General features: G+C 68.2%; 17 protein-coding genes and 1 pseudogene. 13 read left to right on the top strand and 5 right to left on the bottom strand.

What is annotated here, in order from left to right:
• Positions 1 to 233 precede the first annotated feature (233 nt).
• Positions 234 to 1,886, top strand: coding sequence for a CdaR family transcriptional regulator (locus KXC42_RS01580; RefSeq protein WP_033097932.1), 1,653 nt, complete (start codon positions 234 to 236; stop codon positions 1,884 to 1,886).
• Here the strand turns inward: KXC42_RS01580 and KXC42_RS01585 are convergent.
• Positions 1,873 to 3,345 carry an MFS transporter gene (locus KXC42_RS01585; protein WP_006552486.1) on the bottom strand — a complete coding sequence of 491 codons (1,473 nt, stop codon included), beginning with the start codon at positions 3,343 to 3,345 and terminating at the stop codon, positions 1,873 to 1,875. The genes KXC42_RS01580 and KXC42_RS01585 overlap by 14 nt on opposite strands.
• A gap of 326 nt (positions 3,346 to 3,671) precedes the next feature.
• Here KXC42_RS01585 and KXC42_RS01590 point away from each other — a divergent pair, with 326 nt between their 5' ends.
• On the top strand, positions 3,672 to 5,270 hold the full coding sequence (locus KXC42_RS01590) for a hypothetical protein (protein ID WP_064852193.1): 1,599 nt from the start codon (positions 3,672 to 3,674) through the stop codon (positions 5,268 to 5,270).
• Positions 5,271 to 5,310: 40 nt separating this feature from the next.
• On the opposite strand, the gene KXC42_RS01595 is transcribed toward KXC42_RS01590, so the two are convergent.
• Positions 5,311 to 6,909, bottom strand: coding sequence for an FUSC family protein (locus KXC42_RS01595; protein WP_033097930.1), 1,599 nt, complete (start codon positions 6,907 to 6,909; stop codon positions 5,311 to 5,313).
• A 623-nt stretch (positions 6,910 to 7,532) separates the two neighbouring features.
• Between KXC42_RS01595 and KXC42_RS01600 the strand changes: the two genes are divergently transcribed.
• The 3 genes from KXC42_RS01600 to KXC42_RS01610 all read left to right on the top strand — a co-directional run bounded on the left by KXC42_RS01600 (position 7,533) and on the right by KXC42_RS01610 (position 10,877).
• Positions 7,533 to 8,228, top strand: coding sequence for a hypothetical protein (locus tag KXC42_RS01600; protein WP_219129846.1), 696 nt, complete (start codon positions 7,533 to 7,535; stop codon positions 8,226 to 8,228).
• A gap of 70 nt (positions 8,229 to 8,298) precedes the next feature.
• Positions 8,299 to 10,230: a histidine kinase gene (locus tag KXC42_RS01605; protein ID WP_219129847.1), complete on the top strand. Its 1,932-nt coding sequence runs from the start codon at positions 8,299 to 8,301 to the stop codon at positions 10,228 to 10,230.
• Positions 10,227 to 10,877 (top strand): response regulator transcription factor, encoded by a 651-nt coding sequence (locus KXC42_RS01610; protein ID WP_033097928.1) that lies wholly within the window; start codon positions 10,227 to 10,229, stop codon positions 10,875 to 10,877. Before KXC42_RS01605 ends, KXC42_RS01610 begins: the two co-directional genes overlap by 4 nt.
• An 8-nt stretch (positions 10,878 to 10,885) precedes the next feature.
• Here the strand turns inward: KXC42_RS01610 and KXC42_RS01615 are convergent, their stop codons facing one another.
• Positions 10,886 to 11,602, bottom strand: a complete 717-nt coding sequence (locus KXC42_RS01615; RefSeq protein ID WP_019290267.1) for a GntR family transcriptional regulator — start codon at positions 11,600 to 11,602, stop codon at positions 10,886 to 10,888.
• A gap of 16 nt (positions 11,603 to 11,618) precedes the next feature.
• Here KXC42_RS01615 and KXC42_RS01620 point away from each other — a divergent pair.
• The 3 genes and pseudogenes from KXC42_RS01620 to KXC42_RS01630 all read left to right on the top strand — a co-directional run.
• A pseudogene (locus KXC42_RS01620) lies at positions 11,619 to 12,612 on the top strand (FAD-dependent oxidoreductase); the annotation flags it as partial.
• Positions 12,613 to 13,221: 609 nt separating this feature from the next.
• Entirely contained in the window at positions 13,222 to 14,436 is a 1,215-nt protein-coding gene (locus KXC42_RS01625; RefSeq protein WP_006552477.1) for an acetyl-CoA C-acetyltransferase, read from the top strand.
• A gap of 35 nt (positions 14,437 to 14,471) precedes the next feature.
• Positions 14,472 to 16,607: a 3-hydroxyacyl-CoA dehydrogenase NAD-binding domain-containing protein gene (locus tag KXC42_RS01630; RefSeq protein WP_033097963.1), complete on the top strand. Its 2,136-nt coding sequence runs from the start codon at positions 14,472 to 14,474 to the stop codon at positions 16,605 to 16,607.
• A gap of 93 nt (positions 16,608 to 16,700) precedes the next feature.
• Here the strand turns inward: KXC42_RS01630 and KXC42_RS01635 are convergent, their stop codons facing one another.
• Together KXC42_RS01635 and KXC42_RS01640 are read right to left on the bottom strand one after the other, a co-directional pair.
• Entirely contained in the window at positions 16,701 to 18,008 is a 1,308-nt protein-coding gene (locus KXC42_RS01635; RefSeq protein ID WP_024102776.1) for a class I SAM-dependent methyltransferase, read from the bottom strand.
• A complete protein-coding gene (locus KXC42_RS01640) occupies positions 18,005 to 19,465 on the bottom strand; it encodes an FAD-binding oxidoreductase (protein WP_219129848.1) in 1,461 nt (486 codons plus the stop codon). The genes KXC42_RS01635 and KXC42_RS01640 overlap by 4 nt, the downstream gene beginning before the upstream one ends.
• A gap of 148 nt (positions 19,466 to 19,613) precedes the next feature.
• On the opposite strand from KXC42_RS01640, the gene KXC42_RS01645 reads away from it, so the two are divergent.
• The 5 genes from KXC42_RS01645 to KXC42_RS01665 all read left to right on the top strand — a co-directional run bounded on the left by KXC42_RS01645 (position 19,614) and on the right by KXC42_RS01665 (position 23,283).
• A complete protein-coding gene (locus KXC42_RS01645) occupies positions 19,614 to 20,048 on the top strand; it encodes an SRPBCC family protein (protein WP_006552473.1) in 435 nt (144 codons plus the stop codon).
• 104 nt (positions 20,049 to 20,152) lie between these two features.
• The gene (locus KXC42_RS01650; protein ID WP_019290262.1) at positions 20,153 to 20,476 is read left to right on the top strand and encodes a YbaB/EbfC family nucleoid-associated protein; all 324 of its coding nucleotides are present in this window, start codon (positions 20,153 to 20,155) and stop codon (positions 20,474 to 20,476) included.
• Positions 20,477 to 20,485: 9 nt separating this feature from the next.
• Positions 20,486 to 21,094, top strand: coding sequence for a recombination mediator RecR (gene recR, locus KXC42_RS01655; RefSeq protein WP_019290261.1), 609 nt, complete (start codon positions 20,486 to 20,488; stop codon positions 21,092 to 21,094).
• Positions 21,091 to 21,690: a TetR family transcriptional regulator gene (locus KXC42_RS01660; RefSeq protein ID WP_006552470.1), complete on the top strand. Its 600-nt coding sequence runs from the start codon at positions 21,091 to 21,093 to the stop codon at positions 21,688 to 21,690. Before recR ends, KXC42_RS01660 begins: the two co-directional genes overlap by 4 nt.
• 96 nt (positions 21,691 to 21,786) lie before the next feature.
• Positions 21,787 to 23,283, top strand: coding sequence for an MFS transporter (locus KXC42_RS01665; protein WP_230810448.1), 1,497 nt, complete (start codon positions 21,787 to 21,789; stop codon positions 23,281 to 23,283).
• Positions 23,284 to 23,315: the final 32 nt, after the last annotated feature.

Raw genomic sequence — 23,315 nt, forward strand, 5'->3', positions numbered from 1 at the left:
CGGCGGGTGCCGGAGCGGTGGAGCGGTGTGTCCGGCGTGGCTCATTTCTAACAGGGCCGTGCGCCGATGGGGACGGTCAGGATCACCGTCGTTTTCGGGATTCGGTGTACACAGTGCACATGCGTCTGGGGCGCATGACTCTGGTATCTGGTGTAGAAAGTGCACACCGCCACGGTGTCGACGGGCCCACCCCCCTCACAGCCCGCCGATGCTCCCGATGGAAGCAGGTCCCCATGGAATCGAGCCCGCGTCTGACAGTCCGAGGGCTGCTCGACGAACCGCTCATGGAGGGCGCCCGGGTCGTGGATCGGGAGGCCGATCTCGACCGGGCGCTCACCTGGGTGCTGCCGTTCGGCGAGGTCGTCGGCCGATTCGATGATCTCACCGGCGTCGCCGTGTACATGCGGCCGGAGGCACTGGCCGACAGCGCGCACGCCCTGTCCGCGCTCGCGGCCCGCGACGCGGCGGCCTTGGTCGTCGACGGCGCGGTGCCCGCCGGAATGTCCTGGCCGGCAGGACTGGTGGTGATCGAACTCGACCTGCCCGTCGGATTCGCGGCACTCAACCGGTTGCTCGCCGAGCGGTCGCTGATGCAGGAAGTGCACGTCATGCGCTATTCCGCGCACGTGCACTCGACGCTCGCCGGTCTGCTGCACCGCGGCGCGGGACTGACCCTGCTCGTCAAGGAGGTCTCGGCGCTCGCACAGCATCCGGCGATCGCACTCGATGCACGTGGTCAGGCCGTCGCCTTCCACGGCGTGGATGCCGTTCGGGCGGAAGAGATCTCGGCGATACTGCACAAGCAGCTGTCGACGGTGACGGCCGCGGAACGTCACGCCCCCCACGACACCCGCGTGCTGGAGGAGGTCGTCGGAGGCACACCCTGGACGTGCACGGCCAGCACCATCCGGCTCGGCAAACGGTTCGAGGGCTGGGTGGTCGTGCTCGCCTCGGGCGCGTCTCCCGGACCGCACGAGCTGGCCCAGCACGCGGTCGTCACCGAACAGGCGACGGCGATCATCGGATCGGAGATGCTGCGGCAACGCAGTGTCGACGAGGCCGAGGAACGGGCCCGCGGCGATTTCGTGCAGGCGCTGGTGCACGGCAGTTTCACCAGCCAGCACGACATGCAGGCGCGCGCCGAGTACCACGACATCGATCTCACCTCGTCGTTCGCGGTCTTCGTCGCGCCCGGTTACGGGGAGAACCCGGCCGGTCCGGGTGGCGACGAATCCGGTGGACTGTTGCGGTTGGCCCGGTACGCGGCGAGCGTCCTGCCCCACCCGTCGGTGCGCTCGTATGTCACGGTGATCGGCGACGTCCTGGTGGTGGTGCGGTCGCTCCGCTACCGCGACCCGAGCGACGTCGAACTCGAGATCGCCGAATACGCCGACGCGGTGTCGCAGGACCTGTCCCGCCGGCGCGTGCGTCCGGTGCCCGTCGCCCACGGCGCTCCGGCCGTCGGCGTGGACCAGATCCGGGAGAGCTACCGGCAGGCCCGCGTGGCGCTCGGCATCGGGCAGCGGCTCGGGATGTCGGGTTCGGTGGCCTACCGCGACCTGCGGGGTTACGGTGTGCTCGAGCTGGTCGCCGAGACCGATCGCAGCCGCAGATTCGTCGGCGACGTATTCGGGACGCTCAAGCCCGGCACCGACCTGTACGACACCCTGCTGGCCTATCTCGCGGCCGGCGGGAACGTCAACGCGGCGGCGCGGGAGCTGTCGGTCCACCGCAACACGATGCTGTCGAAGCTGGACCGGATCTCCCGTGCGATGGGGATGGACGTCCGGCTGCCGGAGAACCAGTTCACGGCCTGGCTCGCCGTCCGCCTCGAGCTTCTCGACCGGTTGCGCACCTCGGTCGAGAACGAGATCAACTACCGCTGAGAGCGGTCGACTCGGAGCCGGTCGGTGCGTGATCCTCGGGGTCGGCCCCCAGGAACGACGCGGCGAACCCCGCGCACACGACCACGGCGCACACCGCGAAGAGCGGTCCGACCGTCCACGAACCGAGCGCGACGGTCACCCACGCGGCCCCGACGGCGGAGCCGCCGAAGCGGATCAGGTTGAACACCCCCAGGCCCGTCCCGCGCTCGCCCGCCGGGGACCGCGTCGAGCCGGCCGCCGCGGGGGTCTGCACGGCGGCGATGCCGGCACCGGTGATCGCCAGGACGGTCGCGACGAGCCACAGCCGCGGTTCGTCCGCCGAGAGGACGACGGCAAGCGCGATCTGACCGACGAGCAGCACCACCAGTCCCGCCCGCAACATGTGCCGTCCGCCGACGCGATCGACAGTGCGGCCGACCACCGGTGCGAGGACCGCCATGACTGCGGGCAGTGCGAACAGGATCGCCCCGGCCGTGGCCGTCGACGCGCCCGTCGCGTGCAACCGCAGCGGCACCGCCAGCAGAGCGGCGCCCAGGCAGAACATCTGCGCGAAGGCGGCGGCCGCGCTCCGCGCGAATCTGCTCTCGACCAACAGTCGGACGTCGACGAACGGCACGTCCGCGCGTAGGCAGTGCACGACGAAACCGACCAGTACGACGATCGAGACCGCCAGGGCGATCCCCGCGACGGACGTGGGAACACCTGCTTGTCCGAACATGCTCAGTCCCAGCACGACTCCTGCGGAACCGAGGGTCAGTGCGATCGCACCGGGCACGTCGAGGGTCATCCGGCGGCCGGGGAAGATCGGGATCCAGCGCAACGTCCCGGCAAGACCGATCAGTGCAATCGGGATCATCGGGACGAATACCCATCGCCAACCCCAATGTCCCGCAACGAAACCGCCGAGGGTGGGGCCGATGGCCTGACCGAGTCCGTTCACGGTGGCCCACGCGCCCACCGCGCGTGCGCGTCGATGCGCGCCGAACAGCCACGCGATCAACCCCATGACAGCAGGCGCGAATGCAGCCGCCGCGACTCCGCCGAGGGCGCGCCAGACCACGAGGATCTCGAGGGTCGGCGCCGTCGCCGCTCCGGCAGCACAGATCGCGGTGCCGAGCAGGGCACCGCAGTAGACGCGACGCCGACCGTATCGGTCACCGATGTACCCTGCAAGGGGCATTGTCGCAGCAAAAGTGAGAAGGAAGCCGACGGCCAGGAGTGCGCCGTCTTCGAGGCTCGCGTCGAAGTCGGAAAGTATCTGTGGCAGTGGGACATTGATGATGTTGTTGCTCAATGTCCCGACGAGGGTTCCGGCGAGCAGGGCGGACAGGGCCAGGGGAGTGCCCGTATCCGTCTCGGCTGCCGGCGCTGCCGGTGTATCGGTGCGAGTGGTCATCGAACTCTCCGGAACCTCGGGGAACTGCGCGGCACGGTTCGTACCGTCGAACCACTTTCGCACTGCGCTACCGTCGGATGCATCGCCATCGCGGAGTGAAGGTGCACATCGGATCCGCGTAAGCCGGTGCAGGGTGCATATTCGACGACGTCGTGAGGGCGGCGCGGGGCGCGCGACACATGTTCGTAGCAATATTTCACACCGGAGCGCTTCGTCGTCACGAAATCGCAAAAGTGGAACACAGTGCACAACTAGCGTGGCGGGCACTGTGCACCGTTCTCGTTGACCGAGCACGGGCCGTAGCGGAAAGTTCCCCCAATACATCGAGTTCCCATTCACCGTCCACGAACACAGCCCGACTCGTTCCACCCCCTGTCGAAGGAATCGCCTTGGACGTACAACTCACCGCCGCGCACTGGGTCTACCTGGCCGGCATCCTCGTCATCCTGGCCACCATGGCCCTGCGGAAGAACATCGTCGTTCCTGCAGTCGTCGCAACCTTCCTGACCGCACTGACGTTCTCCGGCAGCATCGTCACGGGACTGTCGGCCATCTTCAATGCGAGCCTCGTCGCGGCGAAGGAACTGTTCAACATCTTCCTCATCATCGCGATGGTCACGGCCATGCTCGGCGCGCTGCGCCAGCTCGGCGCCGACCGGATGATGGTCGCGCCGTTCCGGCGGGTCATGCGTGCGGGCACCAGCAGCTTCCTCGTCCTCGCCGCGGTCACCTACGTGATCTCCCTGTTCTTCTGGCCCACCCCGGCCGTGCCCCTCGTCGGCGCGGTGCTCATCCCCGTCGCGATCCGCGCGGGCATGTCCCCGCTGTCGGTGGGCATGGTCATCGCGATCTGCGGCCAGGGCATGGCGCTGTCCTCGGACTACATCATCAAGGTGGCGCCCGGTATCTCCGCATCGGCGGCCGGCGTCGAGGCCGACGCCGTGGCGGACAAAGCCATGGTCCTGTCCCTGATCGTCGGCGGCACGGCTCTGCTGATCACCTACCTCGTGCAGAAGCGGCATTGGCGTGCACCGTCCCCCGACCTCCTCGTCGAGTGGGAGGCCGCAGCCGACCGCGGCATCGGTGACACAGCCGACCGCGGCATCGGCGAGACCCGTGACGACTCCTCGGGCGACGGGGGTGGCTCCCGTCCTCCGCGTCGGCCGGAACCCGCCGGTGGCCCCAGCGGCGGCGGAGAGCAGGCGGCGACGGCCACGGCGGTGCTCGTGGCGCCGTCCGACCCGATCGCCGACCCCGACTCCGCGGCGGAGAAGGAACGCCGCGGTACCGCGAAGGCGTTCGCGATGCTCGTGCCGCTCGCCTACCTCGCGTTCATCGTCTACTTGATGCTGGGCAAGTTCACCGAGGTCGTGCCGCCACTGCAGGGTGGTGACGCCGCCGCGATCGTGGGTGGGATCGCAGCGCTGATCCTGTTCGCCGCCGCAGCGTCGACCGACCGCGGAGGTTTCCTCGAGACCACCTCGGACCATCTCGTCGACGGCCTGGTCTTCGCCTTCAAGGCCATGGGCTGCGTCCTCCCGATCGCCGGCTTCTTCTTCATCGGCAATCCGGAGTTCGCGGGACCGATCCTCGGCATCTCCGCCGACGCCGCAGGCCCGGCTATCCTGTTCGACCTCGTGACCACGGTGCAGTCGCACCTTCCGCAGAACGCCTTCATCACGTCCTTCGGCATCCTGCTCATCGGCCTCGTCGCCGGGCTCGACGGGTCCGGATTCAGCGGACTGCCCCTCACCGGTGCGCTGTCGGGTGCTCTCGGACCGGCCGTCGACGTCGACCCCTCGACGCTCGCGGCGATCGGTCAGATGGGCAACATCTGGGCCGGTGGCGGCGTCATCATCGCCTGGTCCTCGCTGGTCGCGGTGGCCGGTTTCGCCCGGGTGCCCGTGCTCGATCTCGCCCGCAAGTGCTTCCTGCCGGTGATGGCGGGGCTGATCCTCTCGACCGTCTTCGCAGTCCTGGTGTTCTGACGACGGCGCGTATTCCGACGGAAGCGACCGGGTCCCTGCTTCAGGGGCCCGGTCGTTCCGGGAGGGTCAGGATCCGGTAGCCGAGTTCGTGGAGACGGCGGTGCTCGATCCAGCGTTCCCGGGTCCACGCCGGCTCGGTGTGCGCGGCGATGACGGCCGCGGTGGTGGATGCGTGGAGGTCGAACTCGAGGTCGCGGCGCAGTTCGGGCAGCTCGCGGACGTCCGTCGACGCGGCGATTCTCGTGACGGCGTCGCGGACGCGGCCGTCGGCGAAGTCGAGGACGCGACGGTGGGCCCGGGGAAGTACGCCCCACAGCACCGCGAGCGCGACGAGGACGCCGACAACGGTCTCGAGGAAGCGGTCGCGCGCGACCGTCACCAGATCGCCGGGGGCACCCAACCCGCCGAGGACGACGACGAGTGGGGTGATGAAGACCATCGCCAGGCCGTAGTTCCGCACCAGGAACATTTCCGTGCCGGCCATCACCGCGGCCAGCACCACGACGAGGGCGACACCACCGGGATGGAAAGGCGTCAGGCAGGCCACCAGGACGAGTCCGAGCACGGTGCCGAGGAAGCGGTGCGCCGCCCGGTAGGAGCCGAGGATCCGATCCGGTCCCTGATGCAGGATCATCGCGGCCGTGATGACCGCCCAGTCGGGACGTCCGACGCCCAGCGCGATGGCGATCGTCCCGGCGAGAGGTCCCGCGACGAGCAGGCGCACCGCGATCGTCGCCGACCGGCTGCGCAGGTGCGCGGCGCGCGCGAGGCGGTACCGCACGGAGGGGCGTCGCAGCGGGGTCCGCAGTCGCAGATCGTCCTCGGGAACTGCCTCGTCCCGCGGACGCTCGTCCAGTGTCTCCGCGCATCGGAGGTGCGCCGCGCGCAGCGTCTGCTCCAGCGGATGCCCCGAATCGATGAGTCCGGCGTCGTGCAGGCACTGCCAGGCCGCGTGCAGATCGTGGACCGCGGCGCGGCGATTGCCGGGTGAGTTCTCCTCGAAGACCGCGTCGACGGCAGCGACCGCCGCGGCCACGGCGGTGCGTTCCGGGGTTCGCGGCCGGAACGGGGCACCGGACATGGAGGCCACGACGGCCGTTCCGGCGCCGATCGCGGTCCACGCCGAGACCGTCGGGACGGACACTCCCAGCGCGGGGAGAGCGGATGCGATCTCGAGGGACAGCAACATCAGGAAGGCGCCGGGCGCACCCATCCGCAGGGCGTCGACGACGAAGGCGCACACCGCGACGGTCGCGGTCATCGCCGCGACGACCACCAGGTACCACCACGCCGACCCGCCCGCGGCCAGTTCGTGGTGGACGACCGAACCTGCGAGGGCACCGATCGTCGCCAGTGTCACGAGCACCGTCCCGATGACGGCGACCGCTCGGGCACGGACGCGATAGGGGCGTTGCTCGCCGTAGACGACGGCGAAAGCGCCGAGTGTGGCGATGGCGGAGACGGCGCCGAATCCGAGAGCGACGCCCACGAGACCGGGCACCGCGACCGTGGCGGCTGCGCGCGCGGCGCCGGGCCACCGGCGTCCTTGCCGGGGAACCGACAGCATCGCCGTCCGCAACGGGGCGGGGGTGGGCAGCGGAAGGTCGACGACCCGATGATCTCCGCTCGCTTCCGCCACGTCGTACCACCCTAGGAACCGACGGGGCACTGCTTACCGCCGGCAGGCGCGCATGAGGCGCAGGTCACTGGGCTGATCCGCCGCATTTCCCCACGGAATATCCGCCCCGGAATTCCGCGGCGTGCGAATTGCGAACGTATCGAATTCGCCGGTGGAAAATGCGTCGACTCGCATATTTCTCGTAAATAGGATAGAAGAGGGGAGCGCCTGTTTCGAAGTCGGGAGAAATTCGCCCGGCCCCGTGAAAGGACATTCGATGGCACTCAATGTTGTGTTGTTGTTACTGGTACTGGCTGCGGCCTTCGCGTCCGTCGCCGCTCTTCATTCGGCGGACGAGCGCCGCACCCGAAATCCCTGAGTGAATTCGGGGCGACGCGGATCCGGCAGCCCGCGGAAATATCCGCGTCGGCATCCTCGGTCGTGGGGGAGGTTGTGTGCGTTTCCGTCGGGAGAATCGCACACAACCTCCCCTCGGTTGTGGTAGGTGCACGACGTCTGCCCGACGAGGGACGCCGGCGGCGATCCCGGAAGGTCGGGACAGTCGTCCCTTCCACCCGGGACATCGGGCACCGGATCGTTCCTTTACGACGCGCAGGGCGTCGCATCGATCCGAAGGGACCTTCATGAACACTCTCGGCACCGAGACCGAACCCCTCGCGCCGATCGCTCCCGATCGTCGTGGCCCCGGTTCGCTCTGGGCGTGGACGGGTGCGGTCGCCGGCCTCGCCGGCGTCGTGGGCATCCAGGCGAGCATGGCGATGAGCGCGGCATACAACGAGCGCACCGCCGGCAACGCGGTGGCGATCATGACCGAGTTCGCCGCGCAGCGCACGCCCATGCTCGTCATGCACCTGACGCTGATGGTGTCGACGACGCTGCTGCTCGTCTTCGCCGCCGGACTGCAGCGCCGACTGCGCGCAGGCACTCCGGAATTCAGCCTCGTGCCGACGGTCGCGGCATTCGGTCTCGTGCTCACCTCGGTCGCGACCCTCATGGGCACCGGACTCGACACCGAGTTGCTGTTCGGCCTCGGCAACACCGATCAGATGGTGCCCGAGGTGGCGGTCTTCGCCTCGCATTGGATGGGCACCATCCCATGGCTGTGGGTCGGTGCCGGTGTCAGCGGCGTCGCGGTCGCGGTCGCGGTCCTGCATCACCGCGCGGCGCCCCGGTGGATCGGTTGGGCGAGCATCGTCCTCGGTGGTCTGACACTGCTCCTCGGCATCTCCCCACTGCAGTACATGGCAGGCTTCACCGGCCCGGTGTGGGTGCTGGTGGCCGGAGTCGGCTTCGCCCTCGCGGACCGGCGTGCACGTTAGTGCCACTGCGAGCGACCCAGCGGCGTATACCTGCCGCGTCAAGGACACGGCGGTGCATACTCACCGCACCATGAAGGACACCGTCACGACGACCGGATCGGCGGGTACCGGGGCTCCGGTACCCGCCGCCGTCGTGGCCGTCGTCTCCTGGCTGCTCGCCGTGGCGGCCGTCGTCGTGTTCGTCGCGGCACGGCCCGCGCTCGATTCCGACCAGCTGTTCTTCCTCGTCGACGTCGTCGGAGCCGCCGTCTACGGGACGGTCGCCGGGGTGATCCTCGCCCGCCGGGTCCACGCCGTGCCGATCCTGCTGGCCGTCGCGTCGATCGGCGTCGGTGTGGCAGCGATGTCCTACAGCTGGACCCAGCTCGCCCTCGTCCGCCCCGAACTGCCCGTCGGATTCCTCGGTCCGCTGCAGAACACCACCTGGATCCCCGGGACACTCGCGTTGTTCCTGGTGGTGCCGTGGCTCGTCCGCGACCGTCCGGCCGATCCCGTGGTGCGGGCCGGGATCGGCGTCGGTGTCCTGACGATCGCCTGGTTCTTCTGGGCGCGCACCTTCACCGACATCGCCGACATCTGGTTCGTCGGACCCGTTGTGGCCGTGGGTTTCCTGACCTCCGGGCACGTCGAGTGGCGCCGCCGTCACGCCTCGGCGGGCGAACGATCCGGGACGGGATGGCTCGCGCTCGGCAGTGCCCTGATGACAGCCTCGTACATCCCGTTGGCGGTCCCGGACGTGCCGTGGATGCTCACACCGCTGCTCCACCTCGCGACGCAGGCCTTCTATCCCGTCGCGATCCTCGCCGTCGTGCTGCGCCAACGACTCTGGGGCATCGACCTCGCGGTGGGTCGCGCCGCGCTCGCCGGCAGTCTCACCGCCGTGCTCGTCACCTCCTATCTCGCGGTGACGGTCGCGGTGTCGCTGGTGCTCCCGAACGAATCGGTCTTCGCCCAGGCGGTCGCCGCCACCGCCGTCGCCCTGGCCGTGCAGCCGGTGCGGATGTGGCTCGGCCGGAAGGTGCACCGCCTCGTCTACGGCGACGGCGTCGACCCGGCACGCGCCGTCCGGATCCTCGGGCGGCACTTCGCCGGTGCCGATTCGCCCGACCTGCTGTTGGGCGAACTCGCCGCCGGAATCGGCATCGCACTGCGTCTCGAATCGGTCGAGGTGCGCCGCGGTGGCGACGTGATCGCACGCTGGGGGACCGCGACCGGACCCGTCGAGGAGGTTCCGGTCGGTAACGGCGACGCCGCCCTCGCCGTCACCGCACCTCCGGGCGAATCGCTCGGGGCACGCAGCCGGCGGGCGCTCACCGAACTCGCGACCGTCGTCGACGCCGGACTCGTCGTCCTGCGGTCGGCGGAGGACCTCGAAGACGCGCGTCGCCGCCTCACCGAGGTGAGACTCGAGGAACGCCGCACCATCCGCCGCGAACTGCACGACGGTCTCGGCCCGTCGCTCGCCGGGGTGCGGCTCGGCCTGCAGGGCGCACGCAATCTCGTCACCACCGACCCGGACGCCGCGGCCGGACTCGTCGACGAACTGCTCCGCGAACTCGATCGGCAAGTCGACGGTGTCCGCGAGCTCTCGCGCAGTCTGCTGCCCCCGGTTCTCGACGAACTCGGCCTCACCGCCGCACTCGATGAACTCGTGATCACCCACGCCCGCGCGGGATTCCGCGTCGACCTGCGGTCCGACCTCCCCGCCGGGATGTCCGGGCCGATCGCGTGGGCCGCCTACGGCATCGCCTCCGAGGCGGTCATCAACGCGCGACGGCATTCCGGTGCCGACGAATGCACGGTGCGGGTCGCGGCGGAGGGCGACGTGCTGGCCCTCGACATCGTCGACGACGGGCGAGGACTCGCGACCGACGCACGAATCGGTGTGGGGACGCAGAGCATGCGGGAACGGGCCCGGGAGGTCGGCGGAACGGTGGGCATCGAACCCGGCGACCCGCGCGGTGTCGTGGTGCGGGCGCGGCTACCCTGGTCCGAATCATGAGCGACAACGGAGCGATACGCGTTGCGGTCGTCGACGACCATCCCGTCTTCCGCCTCGGTATGGCGGCACTGCTGGGCACTCTCGACGGGATCGATGTCGTGTGCCAGGCGAGTTCGGTGGGGGAGGCCCTCGAGGTCGTGATCGGCGATGTCGACGTCGTGCTCATGGACATCGAACTCGGCGACGGATCGGGGATCGACGCGGCCCGCAGCATCCTCCGGAAGTCGCCGGGCACCCGCATCCTGATGGTCACGATGCACGAGGACGAGGACATCCTCATCGCCTCCATCCGTGCCGGTGCCTCGGGTTATCTCGTCAAAGGGGCCGATCCGTCGGGGGTCGAACGGGCGATCCGGGCCGTGGCCGACGGTGAGATGATCGTCGGTGCGGCGGTCGCGGCGAAAGCCCTTGCGGCGGTAGCGAACTCCCGCAACACGTCGGCAGTTTTCCCGTATCTGACCGGACGGGAGCGGGAGATCCTCGACCTCGTGGCCCGCGGACTCGACAACGCCGCGATCTCCCGCCGACTCGTGCTCAGCCAGAAGACGGTGCGCAACCACGTGTCCAACATCCTCGGCAAGATCGGCGCAGCCGACCGGGCGAGCGCGATCGTCCGTGCGCGGGAAGCAGGCCTGGGCGTCGACTGACCTGCTGCTCAGGGAGTGACGGTCGTGACGAACGACATCCGGTCGCCGCGGTAGAGCGACCGGCGATGCTCGATCGGGACGTCGTTCTCGTCGTAGGAGATCCGCTCGAGCAGCAGCATCGGTGTGCGGGTGTCGGCGTCGAGCAGCGCCGCCTCGCGCGCATCCGGCAGCGTGGTCTCGATCCGCTCGACCGCCCGCGCGAACGTGATCCCGTAGGAACGGATCGCGGCGTACAGCGACGACGACGGATCGAGCGTCCGGCGCAGATCCGGAAAGCGGTGTGCGGGAAGGCGCGTGCGTTCGAGTCCGACATGCACTCCGTCGGCGAGCAGGACACGTTCGAGTTCGAGGACGGGATCGCCGGGTTCGAGACCGAGGCGGCAGGCCAGTTCGTCGTCGGCGACGAGGTCGGTCCACGCGACGAGCACACGACCAGCGCTGCGCCCTTCGAGCAGGGCGGCTTCGGTATAGGAACCGATGACGAGGGGCTGGACGATCTTCGGGCCGGCGACGACGGTGCTGCGGCCCCGCCGTTCGATGCGGCCGTCGACGAGCAGTTCTCGCAGTGCCTGGCGGACGGTTTCGCGGGCGACGTCGAACCGGGTGGCGAGATCGCGTTCGGAGGGGACCTGATCTCCCACGCTGAGCTGGTCGAGGAGGCACTCGACCTGGCGGCGCACGATCTGGTGCTTGAGGGTGCGCGCTTCGCGAACGACGGTGGCCACACATCCAGCGTAACCGAATTCCGGTCTACACCAACTGTTTCACCGGGAGTTCGACGAACCGGCCCTAACCCTGCGGTCCCGCGAGCTGTGGGAGGACCTCGGCGCCCGCGTTCCCGACGTCGGTTTCCGCGCGAACGGTTCGCTGACGCTGACGCGCACCGCCGCCGAGATCGCCGTCGCGGAGGAAGCGGTCGCACGCGACGACGCGCAGCGACGGGGATTCGCCCTGCTCGATGCGGACGAGACGCGCCGCCGTAACCCCGCGCTACGCGGTAACTTCCTCGCGGCACTGCACTGCAGCACGGACGCTGCCGTCGAATCCCGCATCGCGCTCCCGGCGATCCGGCAACATCTCGCCATCTCGGGCCGCTACCGGTTCCTGCTGTCCACAGAGGCCCGGGACGTCTCCCGCACGGCCCGCGGGACCGTGCAGTGCGCGACGACCACGGCACCGTGCACGAGACCGACCTCGTTCTCGTCTGTCCCGGCGCGACACTCGGTGGCCTCGCCCGCGACCTGCCATTGCGCAGGGTCCGGCTGCAGATGATGCAGACCGCACCGCTCGGCGAAGACCTCACCACGTCGATCGCCGACGGCGACAGCCTGCGCTACTACCCGGGATTCGCCGGTACCGCCCTCGACGAGCTCACCGCCTCCGAGGAGCAACGACCCGTCGCCGCGCAGCATCGCATGCAGTTGCCGTGCGTCCAGCGTCTGCACGGCGGCCTCACCATCGGCGACACCCACGCCTACGACGAACCGTTCGACTTCGACGTCGACGAAGAACCCTACGACCACCTCGTCGCAGTGACGGAGGAGTTCCTCGGCCACCGACTGCCGCGCGTCGTCCGGCGCTGGGCCGGGGTGTACAGCCAGTGCATCGACCCCACGCGCTCGTGCACCGCGCGGAGGCCGACGAAGACGTATGGGTCGTCGCCGGCCCGGGTGGCCGCGGTATGACCCTCGGCCTCTATCTCGGCGAGGAGACCGCCGACCTGCTCGGCCTCTGACATCCCGGAACCGGACGCCCCGATTCGTCGACCAGGGCGACGTCGCCGCCGCCCCCGGCACGGGCACCGGCAAGGCGATCACGCAGCTGCGTGAGGCCGGCGTGAAAGTCGTACTCACCACAGGATTCAGCCGATCCACCCAGGTCAGGCTGCTCGATGTACTCGGCTGGCACGACCTCGCCGACCTCGCCGACCTCGCTCTCACACCCGCCGGCGCCGGTCGCGGATGCCCCTACCCCGACATGATCCTCACCGCCCTGCTGCGCACGGGTACCGACGACGTCCGTCTCGACTTCTCGGGTTCGGCGGATGCGATCGCGTCGCTGGTGTCGCGCCTCGATGTGGGCGGGCGCCTCGTGCTCGCGGGCTCGTCGGCACCCCCGTCCCCCTCGATGCGCTGCGAGAAGTCCTGTATGCGGCGCCGCGCCTGCGGGCGGCGGTGGTCCCGTAAGGGGTTTGCGGACGTTCGGTTCGGTCACGGACACCGATCGCTTCGGTCCTTACGGCCGAGGGGTGCCCGCTTCTATCGTAGGAGAGGTTGGGCACGGCGGCCCTCTGCAGGGCCGTGGGTGCTGTCGCTCCGCAAGCACGGGAAGGAACCTGCGCACTGTGACCACCGAGGCATTCATCTATGAAGCCATCCGAACACCACGCGGCCGAGGCAAGAAGACGGGCTCTTTGCACTCCGTCAAGCCGATCTCCCTGGTTACGGGCCTGATCGACGAGCTGCGTGTTCGATTCCCCGATCTCGACGAGAACCGTATCTCCGACCTGATCCTCGGTGTCGTCAGCCCCGTCGGCGATCAGGGTGCCGACATCGCCCGCACCGCTGTCACCATCGCGAACCTGCCGGCCACCACGGGCGGCGTGCAGATCAACCGGTTCTGCGCGTCGGGCCTCGAAGCCGTCAACATGGCTGCGCAGAAGGTCCGCTCCGGCTGGGACGAGCTCGTTCTCGCCGGCGGCGTCGAGTCCATGTCGCGTGTCTCCATGGGCTCCGACGGTGGCGCGTGGATGCTCGATCCCGCCACCAACTACGACAGCTACCTGGTTCCCCAGGGCATCTCCGCCGATCTCATCGCGACCATCGAGGGCTTCACCCGCGAGGACGTCGACGCCTACGCACTGCGTTCGCAGCAGCTCGCGGCGGCAGCCTGGTCGGGCGGCTACTTCTCCAAGTCGGTCGTGCCGGTCAAGGACCAGAACGGCCTGACCATCCTCGATCAGGACGAGCACATGCGTCCGGACACGACCCTCGAGGGTCTGGCCAAGCTGCAGCCGTCGTTCGCGACCATCGGTGAGATGGGCGGCTTCGACGCCGTGGCACAGCAGAAGTACCACTTCGTCGAGAAGATCGATCACGTCCACCACGGCGGCAACAGCTCGGGCATCGTCGACGGCGCGGCACTCGTGCTCGTCGGTTCCGAGCAGGCCGGCAAGGACCTCGGTCTGACCCCGCGTGCCCGCGTCGTCGCCACGGCCACCTCCGGTGCCGACTCGACGATCATGCTCACCGGCCCCACGCCGGCCGCGCACAAGGTTCTCGCTTCGGCGGGCCTGACGGTCGACGACATCGACCTGTTCGAGATCAACGAGGCGTTCGCCTCCGTCGTCCTGAAGTTCCAGAAGGACCTGAACATCCCGGACGAGAAGCTCAACGTCAACGGCGGCGCCATCGCGATGGGCCACCCGCTCGGCGCCACCGGCGCCATGATCACCGGCACCATGATCGACGAGCTCGAGCGCCGCGGAGCCAAGCGCGCCCTCGTCACCCTGTGCATCGGTGGCGGCATGGGTGTGGCCACCATCATCGAGCGCGTCTGACACCGGAAGGAATTCGAAAAACAGTGAGCGACAACATGATTTCCTGGGATAAGGACGCCGACGGCATCGTTGTGCTGACACTCGACGATCCGAACCAGGGCGCCAACACGATGAACGAGCTGTACAAGGCGTCGATGAAGGCCACCGTCGACCGTCTGTACGAGGAGCAGGACTCCATCACCGGTGTGGTGATCACCTCCGCGAAGAAGACCTTCTTCGCCGGCGGCGACCTGCGCAACATCATCGCGATCGGCCCCGACGACGCGCAGGTCGCGTTCGACGAGGTTCAGGGCATCAAGGCCGACCTGCGTCGTCTCGAGACCCTCGGTAAGCCCGTCGTCGCCGCCATCAACGGCGCGGCTCTCGGTGGCGGCCTTGAAATCGCCCTCGCGACGCATCGCCGCATCGCTGCCGATGTCAAGGGCGTGCAGATCGGTCTGCCCGAGGTCAGCCTCGGCCTGCTCCCCGGTGGCGGTGGCATCACCCGCACCGTGCGCCTGCTCGGCATCCAGACGGCGCTGCTCTCGGTTCTGCTGCAGGGCAACAAGTACAACGCGGTCAAGGCCAAGGAGATCGGCCTGGTCCACGACGTCGTGGGTAGCGTCGAGGAACTCGTTCCGGCCGCCAAGGAATGGATCAAGGCCAACCCCGAGGGCGGCATCCAGCCGTGGGATGTCAAGGGCTACAAGATCCCCGGCGGCACCCCTTCCAGCCCGGCCTTCGCCGCGAACCTTCCGGCCTTCCCCGCGAACCTGCGCAAGCAGATCAAGGGCGCCCCGATGCCGGCTCCGCGCGCCATCATGGCCGCCGCCGTCGAGGGCTCGCAGGTGGACTTCGACAATGCGTCGACCATCGAGTCGCGGTACTTCGTCGAACTCGCCACCGGCCAGGTCGCGAAGAACATGATCCAGGCGTTCTTCTTCGACATGCAGTCCATCAACTCGGGCGCTTCGCGTCCGAAGGACGTGCCGAAGCGCGAGATCAAGAAGATCGGCGTTCTCGGTGCGGGCATGATGGGCGCCGGCATCGCCTACGTCTCCGCCAAGGCCGGTTACGAGGTCGTCCTCAAGGACGTCACCCTCGAGGCCGCCGAGCGTGGCAAGAACTACTCGGAGAAGATCGAGGCCAAGGCTCTCTCGCGTGGCAAGACCACCGAGGAGAAGTCGAAGGCTCTGCTCGACCGCATCACGCCGACGGCCGACCCCGCCGACTTCGCGGGCGTCGACTTCGTCATCGAGGCAGTGTTCGAGAACACCGAGCTCAAGCACAAGGTGTTCCAGGAGATCGAAGACATCGTCGATCCCGACGCGCTGCTCGGCTCGAACACCTCGACGCTGCCCATCACCGGTCTCGCGACCGGCGTCAAGCGTCCCGAGGACTTCATCGGTATCCACTTCTTCTCGCCGGTCGACAAGATGCCTCTGGTCGAGATCATCAAGGGTGAGAAGACCTCCGACGAGGCCCTGGCCCGCGTGTTCGACTACACGCTCGCGATCCGCAAGACTCCGATCGTCGTCAACGACAGCCGCGGCTTCTTCACCTCGCGTGTGATCGGCACGTTCGTCAACGAGGCCATCGCCATGCTCGGCGAGGGCATCGAGCCCGCGACCATCGAGCAGGCCGGTTCGCAGGCGGGTTACCCGGCTCCGCCGCTGCAGCTGACCGACGAGCTGAACATGAAGCTCATGCAGAAGATCGCGAAGGAATCCGAGGAGGCCGCCAAGCAGGGCGACACCAAGCTCGGCACCACGCGTCATCCCGCACTCGACGTGGTCGACTGGATGGTCGAGCAGGGTCGTCCGGGTCGTCTCGAGAAGGCCGGCTTCTACGAGTACGACGAGAACGGCAAGCGTCAGGGCATCTGGCAGGGTGTGCGCGATCACTTCAAGACCGAGGCGACCCTCGATGTGCCGCTGCAGGATCTGATCGACCGCATGCTCTTCGCCGAGGCGATCGAGACCCAGAAGTGCTTCGACGAGGGTGTTCTCGAGACCACCGCCGACGCCAACATCGGCTCGATCTTCGGCATCGGCTTCCCGGCCTGGACCGGTGGTGTCGCTCAGTACATCGTCGGCTACCCGGGTGGCAAGGAAGGCTTCGTCAAGCGCGCCGAGGAACTCGCCGCCAAGTACGGCGAGCGCTTCAACCCGCCGGCGTCGCTGCGCAGCTGACGCACACGACGGTTGCACGGAAGGGCTCCCGACGCCACGGCGTCGGGAGCCCTTCCCGTTCGCGCTCTTCTGTTTTCGCGCCGATGGGGTCGGCTAGGCGACCCACCAGGGGCGCAGCGGCGTCTGCGGCTTCTTGTCGTCGCCGAGCTTGACCGCGAGCACCTGGTGCAGCTGGACCACGTTGCGTTCGAAGCCGAGGCGCGAGCCTGCCATGTACAGGCCCCACAGGCGGGCCGTGCCCTCACCGACCTCGGCGACGCAGGCCTGCCAGTGCTTCTCGAGGTACTCGCACCAGCCCTTCAGCGTCAGGGCGTAGTGCTCGCGCAGGTTCTCCTCGTGCATCACCTCGAAGCCGATGTTCTGCGCCTCGGTGATGATGCGACCCGAACCGGTGAGCTCCCCGTCGGGGAAGACGTACCGGTCGATGAACCCGCCGGCCTTGGCGCGGGTGTTGTTGGTCGGCCGGGTGATGCAGTGGTTGAGCAGCAGACCGCCCACCCGCAGTTTGCCGTGGAGGAACCGGAAGTAGGCCGGATAGTTGGCGACACCGATGTGCTCGGTCAGGCCGATCGACGAGATGGCGTCGAATCCTTCCTCGGGCACGTCGCGGTAGTCGGAGTGCCGGACCTCCGCCAGGTCGCTCAGGCCTTCCTCGACGATGGCCTTCTGCGCCCATTCGGCCTGTTCCTTGGAGAGCGTCACGCCGAGGGCCTTCACACCGCGCCGAGCGGCGTAACGCACCATCCCGCCCCAGCCGCAACCGATGTCGAGCAGGCGGTCGCCCGGCTTCAACCGCAGCTTCTCGAAGACCAGACGGTACTTGTTCTCCTGGGCGTCCTCGAGGCTCTGATTCTCGGATTCGAAGACGGCGCAGGTGTACGTCATCGAGGGGCCGAGAACGTACTCGTAGAACTCGTTGGACACGTCGTAGTGGTGATGGATGACCTCGGCGTCGCGCGATTTCGAGTGCCGCAGACCCTCGGCGATGCGGCGCCAGCGCGGCAGGTGCTCCTGCGGCGGCGGTGCGATCGGCTTGAGCAGTTCGGTGCCGAGCGACCGGGCGATCTGCGCGAGGATACGTGCCGGGGGACGCTCGAAGTGCAGGTCGCCGAGCGAGGCGAGCAACTCGTAGGGGTTGCCGGGATGCACTCCCTTCGCCTGGAGATCGCCCGAGATGTACGCCCGTGCCATACCCAGATCGCCGGGGGCCGTGGCGATGTACGTCGCGCCCTTGGGCGACGCGAGATGTAGACCGTAGGGAGAGTCCTCGGGACCGGCCGCCGATCCGTCGTAGGCCGTGAAGCGCAACGGCATGTCGCCGCCGGTCACGATCTCCACGATCTGGGCGAGTGCGAGCTTGTCCTCGGTGGACCGATCGTTCTCGGTCTTGAATATGGTCACTTTCGTTGCACCGCCTTCGAAAACAGGTCCAGTAGACGGGACCGAGGGTCGTATTTCTGCTTGAGAGCGGGGTATTCACCGCCGCCGTAATAGAGCTTCTCGAACTCGTCCTTCGAGTAGTAGGAGTCCGAGTAGAGCGATTTGTGCCCGTCGAGTTCGGCGACCTTCTTCTCGATCAGGCGGTTGGCGGCGCCCTCCTCGGCGCCGGGCACGATGGGAACGGACGACCAGAACCCGACGTTCACATAGGCGCGCTTCGGCTCGAGCGGGTACAGCGGCCAGGGACGCTGGGCGTCCGAGGTGCTCGGACGGCCGGCGTCCGGGGACGACTCGATGTCGCGCAACTTCAAGGGGCACAACCAGATCGGCTCGATGGGAATTTCGTCGAGGAACCACTCGACGAACTCCTGCGTGCGTTCGAGCGGGACCTCGATGTCCTGCACGACGCGCTCGCGGGGTGGATTGCCCTTGCGTGCCTCGATCCGGTCGGCCACCGAATACTTGTGGTCGAGCGCGATGAGCTTCCAGTAGAAACTGCTGCGCAGCAACTGTTTCGGCCACATCCGGCGGATCTTCGGGTTCTGGGCGCCGAAAGCCCGGGAGCACCAGAACCAGTCGGTGTCCCACCGCCACAGATAGTCGCGGATCGTGAGCCGATCCTCCTTGGGTCGGTTGACGGAGACGTGCTGGATCGACCGGTAGTAGATGTCCTGCCCGGTGTAATCGCTGACGGGACCCGGCTCGTCGGTCTGTGTGCCGAGCGTCAGGTAGCTCTCGGTCGCGGAGAAGACGACACCGTCGAGATAGTCGACCGGTGTGCCGTCCCAGGTCCGTTCGTCGACGATCCGCGCGAGGGCGGACTGCAGATCGGCGATCGTGTCGAAACGCAGGTGACGCAGTGCGACGAAACGTTTCACCGGTTCGAGTGCGATGCGCAGGCGCGTGGCGTACCCGAGCGAACCGTACGAGTTGGGGAAGCCGTGGAACAGATCGGCGTGCTCACCCTCCGGGCGGGCCGTGATGATCTCGCCGTACCCGGTCAGGATGTCCATCTCGAGCACGGACTCGTGGGGGAGGCCGTTGCGGAAGGACGTCGACTCGATGCCGAGCCCGGTGACGGCGCCGCCGAGCGTGATCGTCTTCAGCTGCGGGACGACCAACGGTGCGAGGCCGTAGGGCAGGGTCGCGTCGACGAGGTCCTCGTAGGTGCACATGCCGGCGACGTCGGCGGTGCGGGCCTGCGGGTCGACGGAGATGACACCGCCGAGACCGGAGACGTCGAGCCCCGGCGCGTTCGCCGCGGCGCGTGCCCGGAAGAGGTTCGACGTCTTCTTCGCGAGTCGCACGGGCGCGTCGGCCGGAATCGCGCTGTACGAGCGCAGCAGGCGGTCTACACCCTGGCGGTGTACCGCCTCCCCGTACGGGACCTTCACACCTGACGATCTCGGCATCTGCATTCGACTCCTCCGGAGCGGCGCATCAGTGGCACGTCCACAATAGACCCGGCGGTCGCATCCGTCCCGGAACGCGCAGGGCAGGATGGATGCTGTCGTCACAGGCACATTCGAGCCCGCATCAGCGCGGAAGAAGCAGAAGGAGTCGTTCATGGCACAGGTCAGCGCAAGCAGTTCGATCCAGTTGGCGGCAGCTCCCGAGGTGGTGCTCACCGCCCTGGCCGACTACGAGACCGTGCGCCCGCGCATCCTCACCGAGCACTACCGCGACTACCGCGTGATCTCCGGTGGTCGCGGCGACGGCACCGTCGTGCACTGGATCCTCCAGGCCACGGAGAAGCGTCAGCGCGACGTGCAGGCCACCGTGTCGGTGAAGGGCAGTACCGTCACGGAGACGGACGCGAACTCGACGCTCGTGACGACCTACAGCGTCGTGCCGAACGGGACGGGTTCGACGGTCGTCGTGCTCACTCAGTGGAAGGGTGCCGGTGGCGTCAAGGGCTTCTTCGAGAAGACGTTCGCGCCGCTCGGCCTGAAGAAGATCCAGCAGCAGGTGCTCGAGAACCTGAAGAAGGAAGTCGACTGAGCCCGGTTCGGTCGACCTCGGCGTCTGTGTCCACCCCGATGCGCGGCGACTAGGCTGGCATCACAAACGTGCAGAAAGGACGTGCCGTGCAACCCGGTGGTGGAATGCCCGACATGCAGCAACTCCTCGCTCAGGCCCAGCAGATGCAGCAGCAACTCGTCGCTGCGCAGAACGAGATGGCGCAGGCGGAGGTCACCGGCCAGGCCGGCGGTGGCCTCGTGACGGCGACGGTGAAGGGCACGGGCGAGGTCGTGTCCGTGAAGATCGATCCGAAGGTCGTCGACCCCGAGGACGTCGAGACCCTGCAGGATCTGGTGGTCGGTGCGATCGCCGACGCCTCGGCGAAGGCCCAGGAGATCGCGGCCGAGAAGCTCGGTCCGCTCGCGGGTGGGCTCGGCGGCGGAATCCCCGGCCTGCCCGGTTTCTAGAGGTCGGCGTTGTACGAAGGACCGGTACAGGACCTCATCGACGAGCTGGGCAAGCTTCCGGGCGTCGGCCCGAAGAGTGCCCAGCGCATCGCGTTCCATCTGCTCTCGGTCGAGCCGCCCGAGATCGACCGCCTGCAGGCGGCGCTGCAGCGGATCCGCGACGGCGTGCAGTTCTGCGAGGTCTGCGGAACGGTCTCCGACCAGCGGCGTTGCCGCATCTGCTCCGATCCTCGCCGCGACCGCACGGTGATCTGCGTGGTCGAGGAACCGAAGGACGTGCAGGCGATCGAACGCACCCGGGAGTTCCGGGGGCGCTATCACGTCCTCGGTGGTGCGCTCGACCCGCTCAATGGCGTCGGCCCCGACCAGCTGCACATCCGCGAACTGCTCACCCGCATCGGCAACCAGGAGGACGGCGTCGACGTCTCCGAGGTGATCATCGCGACCGACCCCAATACGGAGGGCGAGGCGACGGCCACCTATCTGGTGCGTATGCTGCGCGACTTCCCGGGGCTGAGCGTCACCCGCCTCGCGTCGGGTCTGCCGATGGGCGGCGATCTCGAGTTCGCCGACGAGCTGACGCTCGGGCGAGCGTTGTCGGGGAGGCGGGCGATGTGACCGTGCGCAGCACGGAGGCATCGCACCGGGGTGAGCCCGAGAAGCGTCGCCGGACTTCCGACGAGACCCGGAAGCTGATCATCGAGGCTGCGGGGAAGGCGTTTGCGACGCGCCCCTACCGCGACATCACGCTCAAGGACATCGCGGAGGAAGCGGGGGTCAGCGCCCCGCTGATCATCAAGTACTTCGGCTCGAAGGAGCAGTTGTACGAGGAGCTCGTCGACTTCCAGTACGGCGCGCAGGTGCTGTTCGACGGGCCGCTCGAGAGCCTGGGGGAGCGGATGGTCGCGATGCTCGCCCGCCCGCTCGAACCCTACAAGCCATTGTCGATGAACATCCTGTTCATGAGCGGGGGCAGCGAGGAGAGCAACCGCATGCTCCGCGACAACTACTCCGCGCAGATGGTCGACGCGCTCGCCGCGCGGCTGCCGGGGTCGGATGCCCGTCTCCGGGCCGAGCTGGCGATGTCGGCGGTGATGGGGTTGGCGATCATGCGGCGCCGCATGATGCAGGAGCGCGCGACCGGCACGGTCGAGGAAGTTGTGGCCATGTACGCGCCGCTGGTTCAGCGGTTGCTCGACGGAGACGGTTCTTAGCGGCACGAATGACCTTGGTCACTACTCTTGAGGGTAAATAGCCGTTCACCTAATGTGGTGAACGGCTATTTACCTGTTTGGCGAGAGGGGGTGGCGATGTCGATCTCGCTCCCCCTGCGCCTGCACGTGGCGGGTAGGTCCGCCGCCGCGCCGACGCGCTCAGCGTCCGGAACGACGAAGGTGAGCGGACCGGCGGAGAAGAAGACGCGCAACCTGCGGCATCTCGTCTTCCCGGTTCTCGCGGTCGGCGCCGTCTTCCAGGCCATCATGCAGACCGTTATGGTGCCGCTCCTGCCGAGCATGCCGGGCTTCACCGGCGCCGGAACCACCGCCGTCTCGTGGCTGGTGACGAGCACCCTGCTGGTCGGTGCGGTGATGACGCCCATCTTCGGCCGTCTCGCCGACATGATCGGCAAGAAGCGGATGCTCCTCATCGCGTTCTCGCTTATGACACTCGGCTCGTTGATCTGCGCGCTGACCTCGGACATCGGACTGCTCATCGTCGCCCGTGGCCTGCAGGGCGCCGGCGCGGCGGTGCTGCCGATCGGCATGGCGATCCTTCGCGAGGTCCTGCCCCGTGAGCACGTGGAGCGCTCGATCGCGATGCTCAGTTCCACCCTCGGCATCGGCACCGCGGTCGGTATCCCGTTCGCTGCCGCCATCGTCCAGTTCGCCGATTGGCACCTGCTCTTCTGGACCACCGCCGCCATCGGCGCCGGTGTCGCCCTCGCTGCGTGGATCGTCATCCCGGAATCGGACACCCGCACCGGCGGTCGCTTCGACGCCGTGGGCGCCGCCGGCCTGTCCGCCGCCCTGGTGTGCCTGCTCGTGCCCATCACCCAGGGCAGCACGTGGGGCTGGACGAGCCCCGCAGTGCTGCTCTCGTTCGCCGCGTCGGTGCTGCTGTTCGTGCTCTGGGGAGTGCAGCAGCTGCGCAACCGCAACCCGCTCGTCGACCTGCGTGTCTCGGCCCGCCGTTCCGTCCTCGCGCCGCACCTGTCGGCACTGCTCGTCGGGTTCGCCTTCTACGGCAACACCCTCATCACCACACAGTTGCTGCAGGCGCCGTCCGGGCACGGAGCCGGATACGACCTGACCATCCTCCAGGCCGCGGCCTGCCAGCTCGCCGCGAGCTTCGCGATGATGATCTTCGCGATCGTGGCCTCCCGGATCACCGAACGTTTCGGACCCAAGATCACGATCATGACCGGAGCGGTCTTCCTGCTCGCCGGCTACAGCGTCCACGCGGTGCCCGGCAAGCCGCTGTGGCTCGTCGTCGCCGCCATCTTCGTCGCGGCGATCGGCACGTCGCTCGTGTACTGCACGCTGCCGGTGCTCCTCCTCGGCGCGGTGCCGCTGTCGCAGAACGCCGCGGCGAACGGCGTCAACGTCCTGCTCCGCACCGTGGGCAGCACCGTCTGCAGCGCGGTCGTCGCCTCGGTGCTCGCGGCTCACACCCTCGGGGGCGGGCTCGGCATCGGCACCGCGGGCTTCGTGATCGCCTACCTCGTGTGCGCCGGTTGCGCCGTGGTCGTCTTCGTCTCGGGCTTCGCACTCCCGTCGAAGCAGGCCCTGCGGCCCGTCGAGAACTGACCCCGGCCCGCCCTCCCGGAACAGTTACGGCC

Source organism: Rhodococcus sp. LW-XY12 (assembly GCF_019317345.1).
Lineage (GTDB): Bacteria > Actinomycetota > Actinomycetes > Mycobacteriales > Mycobacteriaceae > Rhodococcus > Rhodococcus pyridinivorans.